General features: G+C 70.5%; 14 protein-coding genes and 1 tRNA gene. 5 read left to right on the top strand and 10 right to left on the bottom strand.

Annotated features, from left to right (window positions below; genetic code table 11):
* Positions 1 to 133: 133 nt before the first annotated feature.
* The 3 genes from WCE39_RS04615 to WCE39_RS04605 are packed head-to-tail and all read right to left on the bottom strand — an operon-like array spanning position 134 to position 7832.
* Complete coding sequence (locus WCE39_RS04615; RefSeq protein WP_343275533.1) at positions 134 to 3217, bottom strand: efflux RND transporter permease subunit; 3084 nt, start codon at positions 3215 to 3217, stop codon at positions 134 to 136.
* Positions 3214 to 6702 carry an efflux RND transporter permease subunit gene (locus tag WCE39_RS04610; RefSeq protein WP_343275532.1) on the bottom strand — a complete coding sequence of 1163 codons (3489 nt, stop codon included), beginning with the start codon at positions 6700 to 6702 and terminating at the stop codon, positions 3214 to 3216. The genes WCE39_RS04615 and WCE39_RS04610 overlap by 4 nt, the downstream gene beginning before the upstream one ends.
* Positions 6702 to 7832, bottom strand: coding sequence for an efflux RND transporter periplasmic adaptor subunit (locus WCE39_RS04605; protein ID WP_343275531.1), 1131 nt, complete (start codon positions 7830 to 7832; stop codon positions 6702 to 6704). Before WCE39_RS04605 ends, WCE39_RS04610 begins: the two co-directional genes overlap by 1 nt.
* A gap of 229 nt (positions 7833 to 8061) precedes the next feature.
* Here WCE39_RS04605 and WCE39_RS04600 point away from each other — a divergent pair, with 229 nt between their 5' ends.
* The gene (locus WCE39_RS04600) at positions 8062 to 8400 is read left to right on the top strand and encodes a c-type cytochrome (protein WP_343275960.1); all 339 of its coding nucleotides are present in this window, start codon (positions 8062 to 8064) and stop codon (positions 8398 to 8400) included.
* Positions 8397 to 8831, top strand: coding sequence for a c-type cytochrome (locus tag WCE39_RS04595; RefSeq protein WP_449283974.1), 435 nt, complete (start codon positions 8397 to 8399; stop codon positions 8829 to 8831). The genes WCE39_RS04600 and WCE39_RS04595 overlap by 4 nt, the downstream gene beginning before the upstream one ends.
* A 90-nt stretch (positions 8832 to 8921) precedes the next feature.
* Here WCE39_RS04595 and WCE39_RS04590 read toward each other — a convergent pair whose 3' ends face one another.
* On the bottom strand, positions 8922 to 10658 hold the full coding sequence (locus WCE39_RS04590; RefSeq protein ID WP_343275529.1) for a hypothetical protein: 1737 nt from the start codon (positions 10656 to 10658) through the stop codon (positions 8922 to 8924).
* A gap of 27 nt (positions 10659 to 10685) precedes the next feature.
* Positions 10686 to 11279 carry an NfuA family Fe-S biogenesis protein gene (locus tag WCE39_RS04585; protein WP_343275528.1) on the bottom strand — a complete coding sequence of 198 codons (594 nt, stop codon included), beginning with the start codon at positions 11277 to 11279 and terminating at the stop codon, positions 10686 to 10688.
* A gap of 105 nt (positions 11280 to 11384) precedes the next feature.
* Between WCE39_RS04585 and WCE39_RS04580 the strand changes: the two genes are divergently transcribed.
* On the top strand, positions 11385 to 11726 hold the full coding sequence (locus WCE39_RS04580) for a 4a-hydroxytetrahydrobiopterin dehydratase (protein WP_343275527.1): 342 nt from the start codon (positions 11385 to 11387) through the stop codon (positions 11724 to 11726).
* 27 nt (positions 11727 to 11753) lie between these two features.
* Here the strand turns inward: WCE39_RS04580 and WCE39_RS04575 are convergent, their stop codons facing one another.
* Positions 11754 to 12719, bottom strand: a complete 966-nt coding sequence (locus WCE39_RS04575) for an RluA family pseudouridine synthase (protein WP_343275526.1) — start codon at positions 12717 to 12719, stop codon at positions 11754 to 11756.
* A gap of 443 nt (positions 12720 to 13162) precedes the next feature.
* On the opposite strand from WCE39_RS04575, the gene WCE39_RS04570 reads away from it, so the two are divergent.
* Positions 13163 to 16546 (top strand): Rne/Rng family ribonuclease, encoded by a 3384-nt coding sequence (locus WCE39_RS04570; RefSeq protein ID WP_343275525.1) that lies wholly within the window; start codon positions 13163 to 13165, stop codon positions 16544 to 16546.
* Positions 16547 to 16567: 21 nt separating this feature from the next.
* On the opposite strand, the gene WCE39_RS04565 is transcribed toward WCE39_RS04570, so the two are convergent.
* From WCE39_RS04565 to serS, 4 genes are all read right to left on the bottom strand, one after another.
* Positions 16568 to 17218, bottom strand: coding sequence for a response regulator (locus WCE39_RS04565; protein WP_343275524.1), 651 nt, complete (start codon positions 17216 to 17218; stop codon positions 16568 to 16570).
* A gap of 148 nt (positions 17219 to 17366) precedes the next feature.
* Positions 17367 to 17454: transfer RNA gene (locus WCE39_RS04560), tRNA-Ser, on the bottom strand.
* A gap of 112 nt (positions 17455 to 17566) precedes the next feature.
* On the bottom strand, positions 17567 to 18538 hold the full coding sequence (locus WCE39_RS04555; RefSeq protein WP_343275523.1) for a LysR family transcriptional regulator: 972 nt from the start codon (positions 18536 to 18538) through the stop codon (positions 17567 to 17569).
* A gap of 92 nt (positions 18539 to 18630) precedes the next feature.
* Entirely contained in the window at positions 18631 to 19971 is a 1341-nt protein-coding gene (gene serS, locus WCE39_RS04550) for a serine--tRNA ligase (protein WP_343275522.1), read from the bottom strand.
* Between the two features lie 106 nt (positions 19972 to 20077).
* Here serS and WCE39_RS04545 point away from each other — a divergent pair, with 106 nt between their 5' ends.
* Positions 20078 to 20701, top strand: coding sequence for an energy transducer TonB (locus tag WCE39_RS04545; RefSeq protein ID WP_343275521.1), 624 nt, complete (start codon positions 20078 to 20080; stop codon positions 20699 to 20701).
* Positions 20702 to 20724: the final 23 nt, after the last annotated feature.

Raw genomic sequence — 20724 nt, 5'->3', positions numbered from 1 at the left:
GCCATGGCCGCTCCCACAGTGGGAGCAGCTATAGCTGCGATCGCATCAACCGGTGACGCCAGTCGCGGCCGTGGCCGCTCCGACAAGCCGGTAACGCAGCTGAAGCTGCTGCCATCACCGCGACCGCCGTCACTCAGGCAGCCGCGACCTCCGCTTCGTCGCGCCGCCGCCGCGCCCGGCGCAGCAGCCGGGACGTGCCGCCCGCCATGTCATCCAGAATCGCGTAGATCGTCGGCAGGAACAGCAGGCTGACCACCGTCGAGAACGCCAGCCCGCCGGCCACCGCGCGCGCCATCGGCGAGTACGCCAGGCCACCCAGGACCACCGTCTCGCTGAGCGAGATCGGCACCATCGCCAAGATCGCGGTGCCCATCGTCATCAGGATCGGGCGCAGGCGTTCGCGGCTGCCCTCGACCAGGGCGTCGGTGCGGTTCATGCCCCGGCGGCGCAGGTTGTTGATGTGCTCGACCATCACGATGCCGTTGTTCACCACCACGCCCATCAGCACCAGGATGCCGATGAAGGCCATCACCGTGAACGAAGTTCCGGTGAGCCAGAACAGCCAGAACACGCCCAGGATCGAAAACAGCACGCAGCTCATGATCGCCGACGGGAACAGCAGTGACTCGAACACCGCGGCCATCACCACGTAGATCATCACCAGCGCCAGCACGAAGTTGAACAGCATCTGGTTCATCGCCTGCTCGTCCTCCTCGAAGCCGCTCCCCGAGAAGGTGTGTCCGTAGCCGGCCGGCAGCGACACCGCGCCCAGCACGTCCTCCATGCCCTTGCGCGCCTCCTCCATCGTCGCCTCGCCCTCGAGGTTGGCCTGGATGCCGAGCGCGGTCTGGCGATCGTGGCGCGAGATCTGCGCCGCAGACGCGGCCACCTCCATGTCGACCATCGCCGAGAGCGGCACCTGGCGGCCGTCGGGCGAGCGCACCATGAACGAGGCGACGTTGGCGGGACCGTAGTCCTGCGCGCCACTGAAGCGGACCCACACCGGCACTTCGCTTTCGCCGCGCCGGTATTCACGCAGCTGCGTGCCGCGCAGCGCCATCGACACGAACGACGACACCTGTTCCGCGCTGAAACCGAACGCCGCCGCGCGCTCGCGGTCGACGCGCACGGCCAGCTCGTCGTTGCGGTTGCCGTCGTCCACGCGAACGTCGCGCAGCTCGGGCCGCGCCTCGAGCATCGGCACCACGTCGGCGGCGAGTTCGCGGAGTACGGCTGCGCTGTCGCCCACCAGCTGCACGCTGACGTTCTGGCCCATGCCGCCGCCACCGCCGCCCTGCCCGCCCGGGCCCGACACGCCGATCTCGGCGCGCGCGGACCTGGGCAGCGCCTTGCTGATCGCCTCGGAAAGCGGCTTGAGGTCGGCGATGCCGTCCTCGAAGGTGATCATCGTGCCGGCGTCGTCGCCCTCGCTGAAGTAGGAGTAGATCTGGGTGATCCGGAACTGCTTCCGGTTCGCCTGCAGGAAGGCCTCGACGCGCTGCACTTCGTCGGACATCTGCGGCAGCGTGTAGCCGCCGTTCCATTTGTAGTAGAGCTGGATCTCGCCCTGTTCGCCGCCACCGAACATGTCGAAGGTGGTCCGGGTCGCGGGCACCATGCTCAGTGCTACCACCAGGATGATCCCGAAGACGCTCCAGCCGCGGTGCGCCAGCGACCAGCGCAGCATGCGCGCGTAGCGGTCCTGCAGGCGGCGGATGGCGCCACCCTTCGCGGCGACCGCCGGCGGCGTGCGCATCCGCGCCGACAGCATCGGGATCAGGCTGACCGCGACCAGCCACGAGGCCAGCAGCGACACCGAGATCGTGATCGCGATCTGCGCCATGAAGATGCTGATGTCGTTGGTTTCACCCAGCAGGTTGGGCAGGAACACGATGCAGTGGCACAGCGTGCCGGCCGAGAGCGCGATCGCGACATGCTTCGTGCCGTTGAGCGACGCCCGCACCGGATTGCCCGGGTCGCGCTCGCGCTCCTGGTAGATGCTCTCGACCACCACCACGGCGTTGTCGACCAGCATGCCAACCGCCAGCAGCAGGCCCATCAGGCTCAGCACGTTGAGCGTGACCCCGAAGAAGTGCATGAAGCCCAGGGTCATGATGAAACAGATCGGGATCGCCAGCGTCACCATCAGCGTCGAGGGCCAGTGGCGCAGGAAGAAGAACAGCACCACGATCGACAGCAGCAGGCCGATGCCGCCGGCCTCGGCCAGCTCTATGAGTGAACTCGTCACCTCCTCGCCCATGTCATGCATGATCTTGAAGTCGATGCCCTCAAGCCCCGGCTCGCTTGCGGCCGCGCGCGCCTCGGCCAGCACCGTGGTCGAGACCTCGACCAGGTTGGCGTCGCGCTCCTTGTAGACCTCGAGGCCCACCGCGCTGCGGCCGTCCAGGCGGCGCGCATAGTCCATGCGTTCGGGCTTGAGGTGGACCTCGGCGATGTCGCCCAGGCGCAGCCCGCTGGGATCGATGACAAGTTCGCGCAGCTGGTCCAGCGCGGTGATCTCGCCCTGCGGCTGCACGCGCAGGCGCACGCCGCCGTCCTCGATCATCCCGGCCGAGACCGAGAAATTCACCGTCTGCAGCCGCTGGGCCAGCGTGTTCAGGGCAACGCCGTGGGCGTTGAGCCGATCGGGGTCGATGGCGATTTCGACTTCGTTGGCCGGCGCACCGTTGATCTCGACCCGCGCCACCCCGGGCACCCGCTCGAGCCTGCGCTTGAGCAGGCGGTCCAGCAGGTCGTACGACGACGACAGGTCGACGTCACCGGCCAGGCGCACGCGCAGGATCGCCTGGTCGCCGCTTGACCACTTGAAGACGAAGTAGCGGCGGAAGTCGTCGGGCAGCTCGTCGCGGATCGCGTCCAGGCGCTCGCGGGCTTCGGACGCGGTAATCGCGATGTCGCGCTCCCAGTCGCGGAACTCCAGGAAGATGCCGGCGCCGTTGGCTTTCGCCTGCCCGCGCATGCGCTTGATCCCGGTCATCGTCGCCAGCGCTTCTTCCGCCGGCCGCAAGAGGTTCCGCTCCACTTCCTCCGGACTCGAGCCTTCGTACGGCAGCTGCACGAACAGGAACGGCGCCGACACGTCGGGCAGCGCTTCCAGCGGCAGGCGAAACGCCGAGATCAACCCGACCACCACCAGCGATATGAACACCATCACCGTGGTCACCGGGCGCCGCAGGCTGAACTCGGCGACGCTCACGCCGGCAGCCCCCGTCCACCGCCTTCGCCGTCGCCGTCGCCACCTGAAGCGAGTCGCGCGCGGCGCCCGCGCTCCAGGTACCAGGCATCGCCACGACGATCGACCAGGTCGTAGACCACCGGGATCACCAGCAGGGTGAGCAGGGTCGACACCAGCAGGCCGCCGATCACCGTCACCGCCATCGGCGAACGGACCTCGGCGCCCTCGCCGAAGGCCAGGGCCAGCGGCATGAAGCCGAACAGCGTCGACAGCGTGGTCATCACGATCGGGCGCAGGCGCGAGCGCGCGCCCTCCACCAGGGCCTCGCGCTTGGCCACCCCGGCCTCGCGCAGCTGGTTGACCTTGTCGATCAGGATGATCGCGTTCTTCACCACCAGGCCGACCATCAGGATCAGGCCGATGAATACCACCACCGAGATCGTGTTGCCGGTCAGCAGCAGCGCCAGCACCGCGCCCACCATCGCCAGCGGGATGGTGAACAGGATCACGAAGGGATGCAGCAGCGACTCGAACTGGGATGCCATCACCAGATAGACCATGAAGATCGCCAGGCCGAAGGCGAACAGCAGCGACGACAGCGACTCCGCGAGCTCCTCGCCCTGGCCGCCGATGTGCATGCCGATGCCCGCGCCCAGCGGGTTGGCCGCCACCAGGTCGCGCACCTCGTCGACCGCGGCGCCGAGGTCGATGTCGCGCAGGTTGGCCGACACCACCGCCACGCGCCCCAGGTCCGCGCGATGGATCTCGCTCGGGCCGGTGGTGGCCACGACGTCGGCGACCGCGGACAGGCGCACCGGCTGCGCCGAGGCCGGGTTCACGATCAGATCGCGGATCGCGCGCACCGAATCACGTTCCGACTCGCGGGCCCGCACCAGCACGTCGATCTTGCGGTCGCGGAAATCGTAGCGCGTGGCCACTTCGCCGCGCACCGAGTTGACCACTGCATCGGCCACCTGGCGGGTGGTAAGGCCCATGGCCCCGGCGCGCTCCTGGTCGAAGACGATGCGGATCTCGGGCGCGCCCTGCTCCACCGTCGACTTCACGTCGGCGTAGTGCGGGCTGCCGCGCAGCAGCGCAGCCAGGCGGCTGCCGGCGGCTGCGAGCTGGTCCAGGTCATGGCCGCGCAGTTCGATCTCCAGCGGGCTGGAGAAACTGAAGAGCGCGGGCCGGCTGAAGTCGACCTGCACCCCAGCTTCGCCCTGCATGGTGTCGCGCAGGCCGCGGGTCAGCCGTTCCTCGACCTCGGCGCTGCCCCCGCCATCCATCACGATGGACAGGCGGCCGATGTTCTCGCCGCTGTCGGTGGGGTTCGCGTCCAGCCGGGTTCCGGTGCCGCTGACGCCGAACAGCACCGACGTGCCTTCGTCATCCACGTGCGCCTGCTGCACCCGGCGCATCAGCGCGTCGGTCTCGCGCAGCGGCGTGCCCGGCGGCAGCCGCATGGTCATTTCAAACCGGTCCTGCGCCAGCTGCGGGATCAGGTCGGTGCCCAGGGTCGGCACGATCGCCATGCTTGCCGCAAAGGCCAGTACGGCCACGGCCAGCACCAGCCGGGGCCGCGCGAGCGCACCCGGCAGCACGCGCATGTAGCCGCGCTCGGCACGGTCGTAGGGCGCCATGGCCAAGCGGCTCGCAGCACCCATCGGACGACCCACCACCGCCGACAGCAAGCGGCCCGCACGGATCGCCACCCACGCGATGCCGAATGCCACCGCGCGGAAGATCCTGCCCGCCCAGCGCGCCAGGAACGCGAACGGCCGCTGCCAGGCGGAAGTCGGCCGCCACTCGGGATGCGGCGCCTCCTCCGGGAAGGCCATCGGCGCCTCCGACTTCAGCGCGCTGAGCATCGGGATCAGGGTCATCGCCACCACCAGGGAAATGCCCACGGCCAGCGCGATGGTCAGCGCCTGGTCGCGGAACAGCTGGCCGGCGATGCCTTCCACGAACACCAGCGGCAGGAACACCGCGATGATCGTCAGCGTCGAGGCCACGACTGCCATGCTCACCTCGCGGGTGCCGGCAATCGCCGCGTCGAGGACGCCCAGCCCGCGCTCGCGCGCCTTGGCGATGCTTTCCAGGACCACGATCGAGTCGTCCACCACCAAGCCCGTGGCCAGCGCCAGGCCGCCCAGCGACATGACGTTGAGGCTGAGCCCCATCTGGTCCATGAAGAAGAACGTGGTGATGATCGAGACCGGCAGCGACACGCCGATCACGAAGGTGCTCCAGCCGCTGCGCAAGAACAGGAAGATGATCAGGATTGCCAGCGTGCCGCCGAGCACGGCGTCGGTGCGCACGTCGGATATCGCCGCGCGGATGAAGCGTGCCTGGTCGTCGACCACGTCCAGGCGCACGCCCTCGGGCAGCTCCTTGCGGATGCGCTGCAGCCGCTCTTCGACCGCCGCGGCGGTGGCGACGGTGTTGGCGTCGCCCTCCTTGTAGATCGCCAGCTCCACCGCTTCGCGTGCATCGAGGCGGATGATCGCCTCGCGCTCCTTGTAGCCCTGGCGGACTTCGGCCACGTCGCCCAGGCGCACCGCGCGACCGTCGGCGACGGCGCGGTTGGACGCGGCCGCGGCGCTCTGCGCGGACATCGCGGCGGCCAGCACCGACGCGTCGCCGGACGCGGCCGCGATGCGCGCCACCTCGTCGGCGCCACCGCCACCGGACCCGCCCGCCTGCGTGGCGACCAGCATCCCGCGGATCTCGTCGACGCTCGCGAACTGGTTGACCGTGCGCACCAGGTAGCGCTGCGTGCCCTGCTCCAGGCGCCCGCCCGACAGGTTGATGTTCTCTTCGCGCAGGCGCTGCACGACCGCGTCCACCGACAGGCCGATGCGTGCGAGCGCCTGCACGTCCAGTTCCACCTGGACCTCGTCCTCGAGCCCGCCGCCGACCTTGACCGCGGCCACGCCCGGCACCGGTTCGACCTTCTTCTTCAAGTCGTCGTCGGCGTAGCGCCGCAGCAGGGTGAGCTGGCGGATCGCGTCGCCGTCGCCGTCGCCGGCGCTCAGCGCCAGGCGCAGGATCGGCTCGGTGGAGGGGTTGAAGCGCAGCAGCACCGGCGGCTCGACCTCAAGCGGCAGCGCCAGGGTGTCGAGCTTGTCGCGCACCTCCAGGCTGGCCTGGTCCATGTCGGTGCCCCAGGCGAACTGCAGCACCACGTCGCTCTGCCCCGTGCGCGAGACCGAGCGCAGCTTGCGCACGCCCTTGACCACGCCCAGCGCCTCTTCCACCGGTTCGCTGACCAGGGTCTCGATTTCCTGCGGCGCGGCGCCGGTGTACTCGGTGCGCACCGTCAGCGTCGGGTAGCTGATGTCGGGCAGCAGGTTGACCTTGAGGTTGCCCAGCGCGATCAGGCCGAACAGCAGCAGGCTGACCGTCACCATCGCCACCGTCACCCGGCGCCGCACCGAGAAACCGACCAGGCCGTCCGCGCGCAGCGTGCCGTCCACGCCGTCGTGTCCCCTCCCCTGGTCGCTCATTACTGCGTCCCGTCGGTCGCGTCGTCGCCGGCAGCGGCAGCGGACACCTCGACCGGCGCGTCGCCGATCACCTGCACCGCGCTGCCGTCGCGCAGCGCGATCTTGCCCGCGGTGATGACGCGATCACCCTCGACAAGCCCGTCGCGGACCTCGATGAAGCCGCCGTCCACGTAGCCGGTCTTGATCGCGGTACGCACCGCCTTGCCATCGCGGACCAGGAACACCGCCGGCTCGCCGTCGTCCTCGAGCAGCGCGCCGCGCGGGATCGCCAGCGCCGCGGCGCGGTTGTCGTAGTCGATGCCGATGCGCGCGAACATGCCCGGCTGCAGCGCGCCGTCGTGCGGATCGAATGCGCAGACCACGCGGAAGGTGCCGCTGCCGGCATCCACCACCGGAGCGATCCGGTCGACCACGCCCACGAACTGGCGACCCGACAAGGCATCGACCTGCATTCGCACCGGCAGGCCCTCGCGCAGCGTGGTCAGGTCGCGCTCCGGCACGTTGAGCGTGGCTTCGAGCCGCGAGTTGTCGACGATGCGGATGATCGGCGTGTTGATCTGCACGAAGTTGCCCGGCTTGATCGAGCGCGAGGCGACCACGCCGGAGATCGGCGCGGTGACGTTGGTGTACGAGAGCTCCAGCTGCGCCAGGCGCCAGGTGGCACGCGCGTTCTCGAGGTCGTAGCGCAGCTGGTCGTGGTCGCCCACGCTGACCATCTGCTGTTTCACGAGCTCGCTGGCGCGCCGGAAGTTGGCTTCCAACTTCTTCACCTGCGCATCGACCTGCGCGAGGTTGAGGCGCGCTCGATCGGCGTCGATGCGCACCAGGACCTGGCCCGCGCGCACCACGTCGCCTTCTTCCACCAGCACCTGGAGCGCGACGCCGGAGGTCTTGGCGACCACCTGGGCCTCGGCGCGCGCCTCCAGCGACGCGCTGCCGCTGTAGCTCGCGGCCATCGCGCGCGGTGCTGCCGCCACCGCTTCCACGGTGACCGGCGGCGGCTCGTCGCCCTCCTTCGCCGCCTCGTTTTCCGCACGGCTCCCACAGCCGGCGAGGAGGAGCGTTGCGGCCAGCAGGGCGACGGCGGTGCCGGCGAAGGAACGTCGGACAGGAGGGCGGATTGCGGACATGGAAGACAGGCCAGAATGGTGTGGTAGGAATGTACATCACTGGGACAGGCAGCTGAATCCGCCGAAGGTCATGCATGCCTATGGCATGTGACGGGCCTCGCGTCGCCCCGGGGAACGAACGTCTTTAACAGCGCTTCGCTCCGTCGCTATACTGCGGCGATGGTCGACGACGGGGGAATCGTCGCCGGCCCCCATCCTTCAACTTTTACAGGACGCGGAACACGACATGATGCGACCGTTGCCGATCGCCGCCTGCCTTGCCCTTGCCTTCGCCGTACATGCACCCGCCGCGCTCGCGCAGCAGGTCGTCGCCGAGGGCACGCCCGATGCAGGCCGCGTGCTCACTTATACCTGCGTGGGCTGCCACGGCATCGAAGGCTACAAGAATGCCTATCCGCATTACCACGTGCCCAGGATCGGCGGACAGTCCAGCGAATACCTGGTCAACGCGCTTACCGAGTACCGCAACGGCACTCGCAAGCATCCGACCATGGAGGTCCAGGCGCAGAGCTTCTCCGACCAGGACATCGCCGACATCGCCGCCTTCCTCTCGGGCCTGACGCAGTGAGCCGCGCCATGAAGACTTCCGCACTTGCCGTCGCCCTAGGCACCAGCCTCCTCCTCGTCGCCTGCGGTGGCGCACCGGCGGAACCGGGCCTGGTGCAGGCCACCTCGGTCAACTCCCTTCCCGTGGGCCGCATCGCCGAAGGCGAGGCGCGCGCCAACGTCAAGGGCGAAGCCACGGGCCAGACCTGCATCGACTGCCACGGCGCCGATGGCAACGCGCCACTGGACGCGACCTATCCCAAGATCGGCGGCCAGTACAACGACTACCTGGCGCATGCGCTGCAGGCCTACCGCAGCGGCGAGCGGGACCATCCGCTGATGTCCAACCAGGCGCGCGACCTCGACGATCAGCAGATCGCCGACCTGGCTGCCTATTTCGCATCGCGTCCGGCGCAGGTCCGCGACCTCCACGGCGTGCACAGCATCAACTGAGGTCCACGCCCGGCAAGCCGTCCACGAAGCCCGCCATGCGCGGGCTTCGTGCCGTCCGGGGTATCCACCGCCACGCGGCGGGACCTTCGCTCAGGGCTGCGGCGGCGGGCCCAGGCTGTCCTGGTCTTCCTGCAGCTCCCGCTTGAAGGGGATGTCCGGCGGCGGGCGGGCCGCGGCCGGCTGTTCCTGCAGGTTCGGATCGACGATGTCGCAGCCTCCGCCGAGCGCGAGCATGACGGTGACGCAGCGGATCGTCTTGGTGGTGCCGGGGATGGGGATCCGGACCTCGGTGACGCTGCGCCGTACCCATTCCTCAAGCAGGCTTTCGCTGGGCATCCAGAAGCGGTCGAACGACGTCGGCTCGTAGTCATAGGGCGGGCGCTTCAACCAGGTGCCGTGGCGATCGATGTTCTCGAAGTCCTCGGTGATGGTGCCAGGCGGCAAGCCGCCGCCGACGCGGTCACCGGCGGCAAGGCGCGGGCTGCCGTCGGCGTTGAACAGGCCCGAGGCGCCCGGCGTGCCGGCCTGCCGGCCGGGCACGTTTCGCGTGGAGTCGCCCCAGTCGTCGCTCGTGCCGGCGGATGGCACCGTTCCCGGCGGCCGTCCCGCCTGCTGGCCCGCGCCCGGCGCCGGCGCCCCGCTGGCGCGCGCACCGGGGCCTGCGGCCGGTCGACCGCCGGCGGCGGCGCTTCGCCCGTCCGCAGCATCCGTGCCGGTGGCACGATCCGACGCGGATGCCGACGCACGCCCGCGATCGGCGGCGGAGGCGCCCTCGCCCGCGGCCGGTTCCGCGGGCATCGGCACCCCGCGTTCGCGCACCGCCGGCGCGGTGGCGGTCATGCCCGTCGTGCGGATGGGCGCGAGCCCGGTCGACGCACGCAGCGTGACGCCGGGCGCCTCGGCGAGCTCGATTTCGCGCTCGGCCATCGCCACGCCGCGCGGCGAGGACTGCGGCACGGCCACGTCGACCGCGCGCGTCACGGGATTGCGTGGCACCTCCACCGTGGCAGGCGCCTGGACCTCGATGTCGCGGCTGCGCACGGCCACGTCGGGCGCCGGGGCGGCGGGCGCCTGCACGGACAGCTCGCGCGGCGGCGGCAGGACGAAGTCGCTGTCCGGCACCTCGACCTCGGTGACCTGGAGCACGTCGGGCGTGGCGACCGTCGGCGGGGCCATCTCCGGAAGGTCAAGGACGATCTCGCGCTCCGGCAGCGGGGGCGGCGCGACCGGCGCCTCCTCGGCCGGCAGATCCGGCGGCGTCTCCGCCGGCGCGACCTCCCGCGGCGTCGCGCGTGCGACCCGGGCCGATGCGGCGGGCGCGGGTTCGACGGCCTGCTCGATCGGCGCGACCGCCGCCCCGCCGCCCGCTTCAACCGGTGCGTTCTCGCCGATGTACTCCACCTGCAGCACGTGCTCCTGGCCCTCGCGTGCATCGTCGACGGAACCGGGGACGTGGAAGCTTGCGAACATCAGCCAGACCAGCGCCACCACGAACAGCAGGTGCAGCAACAGGCTTCCGGAGGTCGCGGCGATCCGCGTCCAGCGCTCGTCGCGGCTGGCCGGCTGCCAGTCCTGGCGCCACAGCGTGGTGAATGCGCGCCACCGTCCCAGGCGCTCCACGCTGCCCGGTGGCAGCGCCGGTTCACGCGCGGACAGGACCGCGAGCAGTTCGTCCGCGCTGGCCCCGACCACGGGCCCCGGACGCGCCGCCATGCTGGCAAACCAGTCGCGCCAGGCCGGCGGGAACTCGCCGGGCGGCGGCAGCGGGCGCAGGGAGCGCCGCATACGCCGGCGCAGGGCTTCGATCAGTTCGGCGGAAGTGAACATCCGTCGGCGTCGAAGCGGGTCGCGCGATCAGGCCGAAGCGCGCGGGATGTACGGCGCCGCACCGGTGTCATGGTCGGTCGCGTCGCGCACCGCGGTCACCCCCGGCACCTGTTCGAGCAGGGTTTTCTCGATGCCCTGCTTGAGAGTGACGTCCGCCATGCCACAGCCGTGGCAGCCGCCGCCGAAGCTGAGGATGACCACGCCCTCCGCGCTGACTTCCTGCACGCTGACATGGCCGCCGTGCGAAGCGAGCTGCGGATTGACCACGTGCTCGATGGTCCAGCGCACGCGCTCGACCAGGGACGCTTCGTCATCGGGCCTCACGCCCTTGATGCGGGGCGCGCGGATCTGCAGCTGGCCGCCGGTGGCCAGCGTGGTGTAGTCGATCTCGGCGCCTTCCAGGAAGGGCACGCTCCCGGCATCGAGCCAGAGCGTGAAGCCGGTGCAGTCCACCGCCCATTCGTCGCCGCTCAGTTCGTCGGGGGCCGCGAACTCGAGGCGCACGTCGGCCTGCGGCGTGCCGGCGCGCATCGCCGCCAGGCGCACGCCCATGCCGGGCACGGCCTCGCGTTCGATCAGCTTGCGGAAATGGGTCTGTGCGGAATCGGAGATCTGGATCATGCGGGTATTCTATCCGTCCTGTCCGGGTTTGCCGGCGATGCCGGCCGGCCGCATGTTGGCCGGCACCGCCCGTTCAGCCCCGGGCCGCCTTCCCAGGAGCCGACCATGTCCGACCCGACCCCACTTGCCCGCGCCCACTGCGTGCCGCGCCGCGGCCCCGGGCACCGCCTGTCCGAGGCCAGGATCCGCGAACTGCTGCCAGACGTGCCCGGCTGGACCCTGGCCGAGGACGGCACGGCGCTGGTGCGGACCTTCCGCTTCCCCGACTACCGCCACACCATGTCGTTCGTGAACGCGCTGGCGCACATGGCCAACCGCGAGGACCACCATCCCGACCTCGGCGTGCATTACGACCGCTGCGAGGTGCGCTGGTCCACCCACGACGTCGGCGGGCTGAGCGAGAACGATTTCATCTGCGCCGCACGCAGCGACGAACTGGCGGCCTGAGCGGTACCGCGGCCCGGGCGGCGGGTGTCAGCCCAGCCGGTCCAGGGCTTCGACCAGGTCCGGCGCCAGCGGCGCGCTGAGCACGTAGGGTGCCTGGCCGCCATCGAGCGCGAACTCCAGGGAAGCTGCGTGCAGGAACAGCCTGCGCAGGCCGACCTTGTCGCGCAGGCGGCGGTTCGCCTCGGCATCGCCGTACTTGTCGTCGCCGGCCACCGCGTGGCCGATATGCCGGGCGTGCACGCGGATCTGGTGGGTGCGCCCGGTTTCGATCCGCACCTCGCAGTAGGACTGCCCCCCGCGGCGCTCGAGCACGCGGAAATGGCTGAGCGACGGCTTGCCGGCCGGATCGACCTGGACATGGCGCTCGCCGCCCTGGCGCAGGCCGACGTGCAGCGGCGCGTCAACGCTCATCACGCCGTCCGGCATCCGCCCCAGCAGCAGGGCCAGATAGCGCTTGCGCAGCCCGGTGCCGCTGCCTTCGCGCAACAGGGCCTGCAGCTCCGACATCGCCGAACGCTTCTTGGCCACGACCATCAGCCCCGAGGTGTCGCGGTCGAGCCTGTGCACCAGCTCCAGCTCCTGGTTGGGACGCAGGGCGCGCAGGGTCTCGATGACCCCGAAGCTGATCCCGCTGCCGCCATGGCTGGCGATGCCCGACGGCTTGTTGATCGCAAGCAGGCGCGCGTCCTCGAACACGATGCTGCCGGCCATGGCTTCGAGCAGGCCCGGCGCGGGGCTGCCCTTCTCCGCCGGATCCTCGATCCGGACCGGCGGGATTCGGACTTCATCGCCCCCTTCCAGGCGCCGGTCGGCGCGCACGCGGCCCCCGTTCACGCGCACCTGGCCGCTGCGCACGATCTTGTAGACCAGCGAGCGCGGAGCGCCCTTGAGGTAGGCGAGGAGGAAGTTGTCGAGGCGCTGGCCGTCGCGGTCCTCGGAAATGCGGACCTGGCGTACGCCACCGGTTGCTGGGGTCTTGCCTGGATCGGTCATGCGCGGGTTCCCTGGGGCTGCTGGAAGCGCCCTCGGAGGGCGTCTCGCCTGAATTCTTTTCTGCTACACTCGCCGGGCGAGATAAGGTCCTGATTTCGCTGGAAGTTCCCCGGCCAAAAGCCGGCCTTCCGCGAGTTCCACCAGAGCGCGGCCACTGCCCTCGGGGCAGCCATGTTAGCGGCTGGACGGCAGTCCCTGTGATCGCCCGGTGCACGCACCGGCGCTGAACATGTCCCGCGCGGCGCGCAGGCTTGCCCCAGAGGGGCGTTCCTGCGCAGCCGCCGGCCCAAAAAGAGCATCATGGAACAAGCGCTCCCGCGGCCCGCCGTGGTGTGCAGCGCTGGAAGCAACCAGGGTCGCCAGGCGCTCGCGCGCCGGCGACAGGCCACATCCAGGCGAAACGCCCGGCGTTCCGCGTGCGAGAGCGCGTAAGGAACGCAACAATGAAGCGCATGCTGATCAACGCGACGCAGGCAGAGGAACTGCGCGTCGCCATCGTCGATGGCCAGACCCTGTACGACATCGACATCGAGCAACCCTCCCAGGAACAGAAAAAGTCCAACATCTACAAGGGCCGCATCACCCGCATCGAGCCCTCGCTTGAAGCCGCCTTCATCGAATACGGTGCGGATCGCCACGGCTTCCTGCCGCTGAAGGAAATCTCCCGCGACTACTTCGCCTCCGGCGTCGACCACAACAAGGCCGGCATCAAGGAGCTCCTGCGCGAAGGCCAGGAAGTCGTGGTCCAAGTGGACAAGGACGAGCGCGGCAACAAGGGTGCGGCGCTCACCACGTTCATCTCGCTGGCCGGCCGCTACATGGTGCTGATGCCGAACTCGCCGACCGCGGGCGGGGTCTCGCGCCGCATCGAGGGCGACGACCGCGCCGAGCTGAAGAAGGCGATGGACGCGTTGGCGATCCCCGACGACATGGGCGTGATCATCCGCACCGCCGGCGTCGGTCGCGACGCCGAAGAGCTGCAGTGGGACCTCGACTACCTGCTGTCGATCTGGAAGGCGGTGGCCGAGGCCGCGCTTTCGAAGCCTGCGCCGTTCCTGATCTACCAGGAATCGCGCCTGATCATCCGTGCGCTGCGCGACTACATGCGCGCCGACGTCGGCGAGATCCTGGTGGACACGCCGGAGATGTACGAAGAGGCGAAGGAATTCGTCGAACTGGTGATGCCGCACAACCTGCGCAAGCTCAAGCATTACACCGACGACGTCCCGCTGTTCAATCGCTACCAGATCGAATCGCAGATCGAGAACGCGTACGAGCGCACCATCCGCCTGCCCTCCGGCGGTGCACTGGTGATCGACCAGACCGAGGCGCTGACCGCGGTCGACGTCAACTCGGCGCGCGCCACCAAGGGCGGCGACATCGAGGAGACCGCGTTCCATACCAACCTCGAGGCGGCCGAAGAGGTGGCGCGCCAGCTGCGCCTGCGCGACCTGGGCGGCCTGGTGGTGATCGACTTCATCGACATGTCCTCCAACAAGCACCAGCGAGAGGTCGAGAACCGCCTGCAGGGTGCGTTGAAGTACGACCGTGCACGCGTGCAGCTGGGCCGCATCTCGCGCTTCGGTCTGCTTGAGATGAGCCGGCAGCGCCTGCGCCCGAGCCTGGGCGAGTCCAGCCAGATCGTGTGCCCGCGCTGCGAGGGCCATGGCCGCATGCGCAGCGTCGAATCGCTGGCGCTGGCGATCATCCGCCTGGCCGAAGAGCATGCGATGAAGGACAACACCGGACAGGTCCTGGTCCAGGCCCCGGTGGAAATCGCCAACTACCTGCTCAACGAAAAGCGCAGCGCCTTGCGCGAGATCGAGAAGCGCCACGACGCGCCGATCGTGATCGTCGCCGACGAGCAGCTGCATACGCCGCATTACGAAGTCACCCGCCTGCGTACCAGCGAGCTCGACGACGAGTCCGCGAAGCCGAGCTACCGTCGCGGCACGCCGCGCAAGGTGGCGACCATCGCGCTGACCAAGGCCAACCTCAACGTGCCCGCGGCCGCAGTCACCAAGGTCCAGCATTCGCGCCCGGCACCTGTGCGCGAGCCGCGCCCGGCGCCCGAGGCGGCGCCGGCACCCGCTCCTGCACCCGCGCCCGCCGCGGCCGCCCCCCTGCCGGCGATCGCCGCCAGCGGCGGCATCGTCGGCTGGCTGAAGGCCCTGTTCGTGGGCCAGCCCGAAGCCGACGCGCGCAAGCCGGCGGTGGAGAAGTCCGGCGGCCAGCGCCGCGGCGAACGCGGCCAGCGGCAGGAGCGTGACGGAGGGCGCGACGCCGAGCGCGAGGGACGCGATGGTCGCGGTGGCAAGGGCGGCGCTCGCCGTGACGGCCGCCGTGGCAATGGCGGCCAGGGAGCCGGCAGGCAGCAGAAGGCGTCGGCCCAGGGCAACCAGGACGGCAATGACGCACTGGACAGCCAGGCCGCCTCGGCGCAGAAGCCGCCGCGCGAGAGGGCGGCGCGCGAGAAGCGCAGCGACCGGCCGGAGGGCGAGCGTGCCAGCCAGGGCCGCAGGCGTCGCAGCGAAGAGGCGCAGGCCCCCGCGGCCGGCGGCAGCACCGCACAGGATGATGCGGACAAGGCCGTGATCCACGCAGCGGCCGCACCGGCAGCCGCTGCCGCGATCGAAGCAACCGCGCCGCAGGCAGCTGCCGCCGGGTCCGGCACGCAGGGCGAAAGCACGCGCCGCAGCCGCGCACCCGCGGCAGCCATCGGCGATGAGACCCCGGCTGTCGACGCGGTTGACGGCGGCGACGCCGTGAACACCCCAGCAGCACCCGGCGAGTCCACTGACGAGTCCGGCCAGGCCGCGCAGAAGCGCCGCCGCGGACGTCGCGGTGGCCGCCGTCGCCGTCGCGGCGCGGGCGAAGAGAGCAGCGGTGACGATGCCGGCGGCATCGACATCGCAGCCGGCGAGGACGCCTCCGAAGTTCCGGTTGCGCGCAGCTCGCAGCCGGAGTTCGACTTCGAAGACGATGCGCCGGCGGCGAAGTCCGTCCAGCGCCCCGCGCCCGTGGCAACCCGGGTCGCTCCGGCTCCGGCAAGCCCGGACAGTCCGGTGACTTCGGCTCCGGCTCCGGCTCCGGCCGCGCCTGCGCCCGCGGCCCCCGCGAGCGTCGCGCCCGCGGCGACTCCCGCGGCCGTGGCCGCCACCGCAGTCGCAGCGGTGGCCGTGCAACAGGTTCCGGAACATCAGGCTCCGGAGCAACAGACTCCGGAACATCGGGACACCGCGCACGCCCAGCCTGCGGACGCAGGTGCGCACTCGGCGTCCACGGCGGGCACTGGCGTCACTCCGGCACGTGACACGGGCGAGACCACGCCTGCGGCCGGCACGGACCCGCTCGGGACGCACGCGGTCGAAACCCGGGTGACCGGGGAAACGGCCACCAGTGCCGCCGCTCCCGGTGGAGTCGAGGCGGCGGCAACGACGCCGGCCACGATCGAGCCGGCCGCAACATCGCAGCCGCGCGGCCTCTTCGACGCCCTCGAGCCCACCCCGGACGCCGGCGTCCCGGCCACCCCTGCAGCCGCAGGCCACGCGCGCGTCGAGCCCGTGGCCGAGACGGTGGCCCCGGCCATCGACGCGACAGCAGAGGCCAATGATGTGGCCGCACCCGCGGATGCCGCTGCCGATGCCGTGGCCGCGTCGGATTCCGATGCCGCCGTGGACGCCGACGAGACCGGTGCCGCAGCCAACGCGGAAACCGCCGGCGAAGGGACCGGAACGGCGAAGCCCGCCACGCCGGACACGCCGCAGGATGCGGTGGCCGGCGCGGCTGGCGACGACGACGACGATCAGGCGCCCGCTGGCGCCTGATCCAACGCCACCCCGCGTACGCTAGACGATGGCGTGCGCGGGGTCGGCCATGCCGTACTGGCTGGCCAGGCGCGCAAGCGCGATGCTGTCGTGCACCCGCAACTTTTCGAACAGCCGCGTCTTGTGCGTGTTGATGGTCTTGGCGCTCAGGCTCAGGCGACGCGCGATTTCCTCCTGGCGCATGCCCTGGATCAGCAGCATCGCAACCTCGGTCTCGCGCGGCGAGAGGGCATCGAAGGGCGATTCCTCTGCGTCGAGCCCGGACAGCGCGAGCGACTGCGCCACCCTGCTCGCCAGGAACCGCCGACCCGACGCGACCTCGCGTACGGCGCGCAGCAATTCCTGCGCGTCGCCGCCCTTGCCGACGTAACCCGCGGCGCCCGCGGCGATCATCCGCTTGGGCATGGGCCCGTCCTCGAGCACAGACACCACGATCACCCGTGGCCCGTATTCGCCCCGGACGATGCGCTCGGTGACCTCCAGCCCGCTGACGCCGGGCAGGTGCAGGTCGCAGAGCACGATGTCGGGCTTCAGCGCCCGGATCTGCGGCAGGGCGTCCTCGCCGCATTCGGCTTCGCCCACCACTTCGATGTCGGGCTCTGCCGACAGAATCATGCGCATCCCGGCGCGTACCAGTGCGTGGTCATCCACCACGTAGACCCTGATGGTCATCCTTGTCCCCTCGCAACGCTTAATGAACCCCTGCCGCGAGGCTAGCGCCGGCGGCGGAGTGCCGCAAGCGGAAGTACGACCCAGTACCGGCCCCAGTGTGATGCGGACCGCAGGCTGCGCTCGAAACCGGCGCGAAACACGCGTGAGGTGGCGGAAGAGGTGGGATTCGAACCCACGAATGGTTTCCCATTGCCGGTTTTCAAGACCGGTGCCTTCAACCGCTCGGCCACTCTTCCGTTACAGCTTGACGGCATCGCCCGAGGGCACGCCGGGCGCTTATCCGATGCCTGGCGATGCCGCGACGCGATTGTCGCATGCCGCGGCGCGCGCGCCCGCCCCCGTCTCCGCTCAGGCAGCGGCGGCCGACGCCTCCGTGCCTGCACTCCGGGGGCCGCAGCTCTCGCAGTCCAGGCGCGAGCCCTCGATCAGCGGCGGCAGTTTCTCGGCAAGGAAGTCGATGAACACCCGCACCGCCGGCAGCAGGCCGCGGCGCGACGCGAACACCAGGTGCGCGATGCCCTGCGGCAGGCGCCACTCGGGCAGCACCACTTCCAGCTCGCCGTTGCGGACGGCTTCGGCACACAGGGTTTCGGGAAGCATCGTGATGCCCAGCCCCTGGCGGGCCAGCGACATCAGCATCGGGAAATCGCCGCCCGCCACGCGCGGCTTGAGGTCGATGCGCCGGACTTCGCCGTCGCTGCCCTGGAGCTCCCAGCGCTGGCGAACCTCGTCCTCGCTCATGCTCATGGTCGTGTGGTCGTTGAGCTCTTCCGGCGTGGCCGGGCGGCCGGCACGGTCCAGGTAGGTCGGACTGGCGACCAGCAGCTCCTGGATCTGGCCGAAACTGCGCATCACCAGGCTGCCATCGTCATCGAGCTTGTTGCGCACGCGGATGGCGACGTCGAAGCCTTCGTTGATGACGTCGACGCGACGGTTGTTGACGTGCATCTGCACGCGCACCTGCGGATAGCGCGCCAGGAATTCGGGCAGCAGCTTCGGCAGCTGCTGCTGCGCCAGGCTGACCGGCACGCTGGCGCGGACGATCCCGCGTGGCTCGGCGCTGAGGCGGTCCACGACCTCGCGTGCGGCAGTGGCTTCGGCCAGCATCGACTGGGTGTGGCGATAGACGCTCTGGCCGACGTCGGTCACGGCGAAGCGGCGCGTGGAGCGCTGCAGCAGGCGGACGCCGAGTTCCGTTTCCAGCTGGCTGATGCGTCGCGACAGCCGCGACTTGGGAATTCCAAGCGCGCGCTCGGCAGCGGCGAAACCGCCGTGGTCGACGACCATGGCGAAGTAGTAAAGGTCGTTCAGATCCTGCATTGCACGCACCTCACCGGGACAATTGATGGTATTCCACCACAATCGTCCCATTCATGCAACGAACCCGCGACGCCGACGCGCGGCGTCCCGGATCAGGAAATCGCCTCCACCCCGCCCATGTAGGGGCGCAACGCCTCGGGAATGCTGATCGACCCGTCGGCCTGCTGGCCGTTCTCCACCACCGCCACCAGGGCCCGGCCCACCGCCACGCCGGAACCGTTAAGCGTATGCACCGGCTCGGGCTTGCCAGTCGCATCGCTGCGCCAGCGCGCCAGCATGCGGCGGGCCTGGAAGTCGCCGCAGTTGGAGCACGAGGAGATCTCGCGCCAGGTGCCCTGCGACGGCAGCCAGACCTCGAGGTCGTAGGTCTTGCGCGCGGCGAAGCCCATGTCGCCAGAGCACAGCAGCATCCGGCGGTAAGGCAGGTCGAGGCGCTCGAGCACCACTTCCGCGCAGCGCGTCATGCGTTCGTGTTCGGCATCGCTGTCCTCGGGGCGCGTGATCGACACCAGTTCGACCTTCTCGAACTGGTGCTGGCGGATCATGCCCCGGGTGTCGCGCCCGTGGCTGCCGGCCTCGGCGCGGAAGCACATCGAGTGTGCGGCCATGCGCAGCGGCAGCGCCGCGGACTCGAGGATCGTGTCCGCGACCAGGTTGGTCAGCGGCACTTCGGCGGTGGGGATGAGATAGCGCTTCGACGCCGCCTCGCCCTCGCCCACCATGGTCGCGAACAGGTCGTCCTCGAACTTGGGCAGCTGCCCGGTGCCGCGCATGGCATCGCCGTTGACCAGCACCGGCACGCTGGTTTCCGCGTAGCCGTGCGCGTCGACGTGCAGGTCCAGCATGAACTGCGCCAGCGCGCGGTGCAGGCGCGCGAACTGCCCGCGCAGCACGGTGAAGCGCGCGCCGGACAGGCGGGCGGCGGCGTCGCCGTCGAGCCAGCCATGGCGGGCGCCGAGGTCGACGTGGTCGCGGACCTCGAAATCGAAAATGCGCGGCGTACCCCAGCGGTGCTGCTCGACGTTGCCCGACTCGTCGCTGCCGGCGGGCACGCTCGGGTCGGGAAGGTTGGGGATGCCCAGTGCGATGGATTCCAGATCGACGCGCAGGCGTTCCAGCTGGAGCTCCGACGCTTTCAGCTCGTCGCCGAAGCCGGCCACCTCCGCCTTGATCTCCTCCGCCCTGGCCAGGGCCTCCGCGGCCTGTCCGGCGTCCCCGCCCGCCTTGAGGCGTGCGATCGACCCCATCAGCATGCCGATCTCCTTGCTGCGGGTATTGCGCAGGTTCTGCAGCTCCTGGGTGCGCACCTGCAGGGCCTTGCGCCCGGACTCGAGGCCTTCGAGCGCGGCCGCATCGAGTTCGAAGCCACGGGCCTCGCGCAGGCGCAGGGCGACCGCGGCGGGGTCCTGGCGCAGAAGATTGGGATCGAGCATCGCGTCGCTTCATGAAGTGGCGGGCCGGTGATTATCGCGTGTCGCGACCGCATGTGCTCCGCGGGGCCGTGTCAGAATCGGGACGGACGCGATCGCAGGACCCCGTATGCCAGCCCCCACGACACGCAATTCCCTGCCCCTGCCGACCGGCCGCGGCTGGTGGCTGGTCGCCGCCGGCATCGCGGCGGGCCTGGCCATCTTCCTCGCCCTGTGGATCGCGCAGCGCAGCGATCGCGACCCGTACCGGGCCGACGTGCAGCCGCCCGCCGCCGCCACGCAGGTGTTCCAGCCACTGCCCACGCCGCCGCGAACGGGTCCTGCGATGGGTGCCGGCATCCCGGAGCCGCCCGCATCGGGCGACCGCCTGGAGGAGCCCGCGGCGACCAGGCCTCCGCCCGTCGCCGCCAACCCCGTGCCTGGCGAGGCAATGCCGGCGACCGGCCCGATCGAACTTTCCGCCAGCTCGCCCGTGCCGATCAGCTCGCCCGGGCCGGCCTATCCCCCGCGCGCGCTCCGCCGCGGCGAGTCGGGCGAAGTCATGCTGCGCATCCAGGTCGATGCCCGCGGTGTCCCGGCGCAGGTCGACATCGCGGCGAGCAGCGGCTCCCGCGACCTTGACCGGGCCGCCCAGCGCGCGGCGCGGCGCTGGCGCTTCCGCCCGGCGATGCAGGACGGCAGCCCCGTCGCGGGCACCGTGACCGTCCCGATCAGGTTCGACAGCGGGCGCTGATCGCGCGCGGCCATGCACGCGGC

The organism is Luteimonas yanweni, from assembly GCF_039548475.1.
In the GTDB taxonomy this organism is placed as follows: Bacteria; Pseudomonadota; Gammaproteobacteria; order Xanthomonadales; family Xanthomonadaceae; genus Luteimonas.
The sequence above is the reverse complement of the archived record's forward strand: the minus strand, read 5'-3'. Positions and strand labels throughout refer to the sequence as shown.

Coding starts and splice junctions, on each gene's coding strand:
- WCE39_RS04610 (WP_343275532.1), bottom strand. CDS start 6,702: ATGAGCGACCAGGGGAGGGGACACGACGGCGTGGACGGCACGCTGCGC.
- WCE39_RS04605 (WP_343275531.1), bottom strand. CDS start 7,832: ATGTCCGCAATCCGCCCTCCTGTCCGACGTTCCTTCGCCGGCACCGCC.
- WCE39_RS04600 (WP_343275960.1), top strand. CDS start 8,062: ATGCGACCGTTGCCGATCGCCGCCTGCCTTGCCCTTGCCTTCGCCGTA.
- WCE39_RS04590 (WP_343275529.1), bottom strand. CDS start 10,658: ATGTTCACTTCCGCCGAACTGATCGAAGCCCTGCGCCGGCGTATGCGG.
- WCE39_RS04585 (WP_343275528.1), bottom strand. CDS start 11,279: ATGATCCAGATCTCCGATTCCGCACAGACCCATTTCCGCAAGCTGATC.
- WCE39_RS04580 (WP_343275527.1), top strand. CDS start 11,385: ATGTCCGACCCGACCCCACTTGCCCGCGCCCACTGCGTGCCGCGCCGC.
- WCE39_RS04575 (WP_343275526.1), bottom strand. CDS start 12,719: ATGACCGATCCAGGCAAGACCCCAGCAACCGGTGGCGTACGCCAGGTC.
- WCE39_RS04570 (WP_343275525.1), top strand. CDS start 13,163: ATGAAGCGCATGCTGATCAACGCGACGCAGGCAGAGGAACTGCGCGTC.
- WCE39_RS04565 (WP_343275524.1), bottom strand. CDS start 17,218: ATGACCATCAGGGTCTACGTGGTGGATGACCACGCACTGGTACGCGCC.
- WCE39_RS04555 (WP_343275523.1), bottom strand. CDS start 18,538: ATGCAGGATCTGAACGACCTTTACTACTTCGCCATGGTCGTCGACCAC.
- serS (WP_343275522.1), bottom strand. CDS start 19,971: ATGCTCGATCCCAATCTTCTGCGCCAGGACCCCGCCGCGGTCGCCCTG.
- WCE39_RS04545 (WP_343275521.1), top strand. CDS start 20,078: ATGCCAGCCCCCACGACACGCAATTCCCTGCCCCTGCCGACCGGCCGC.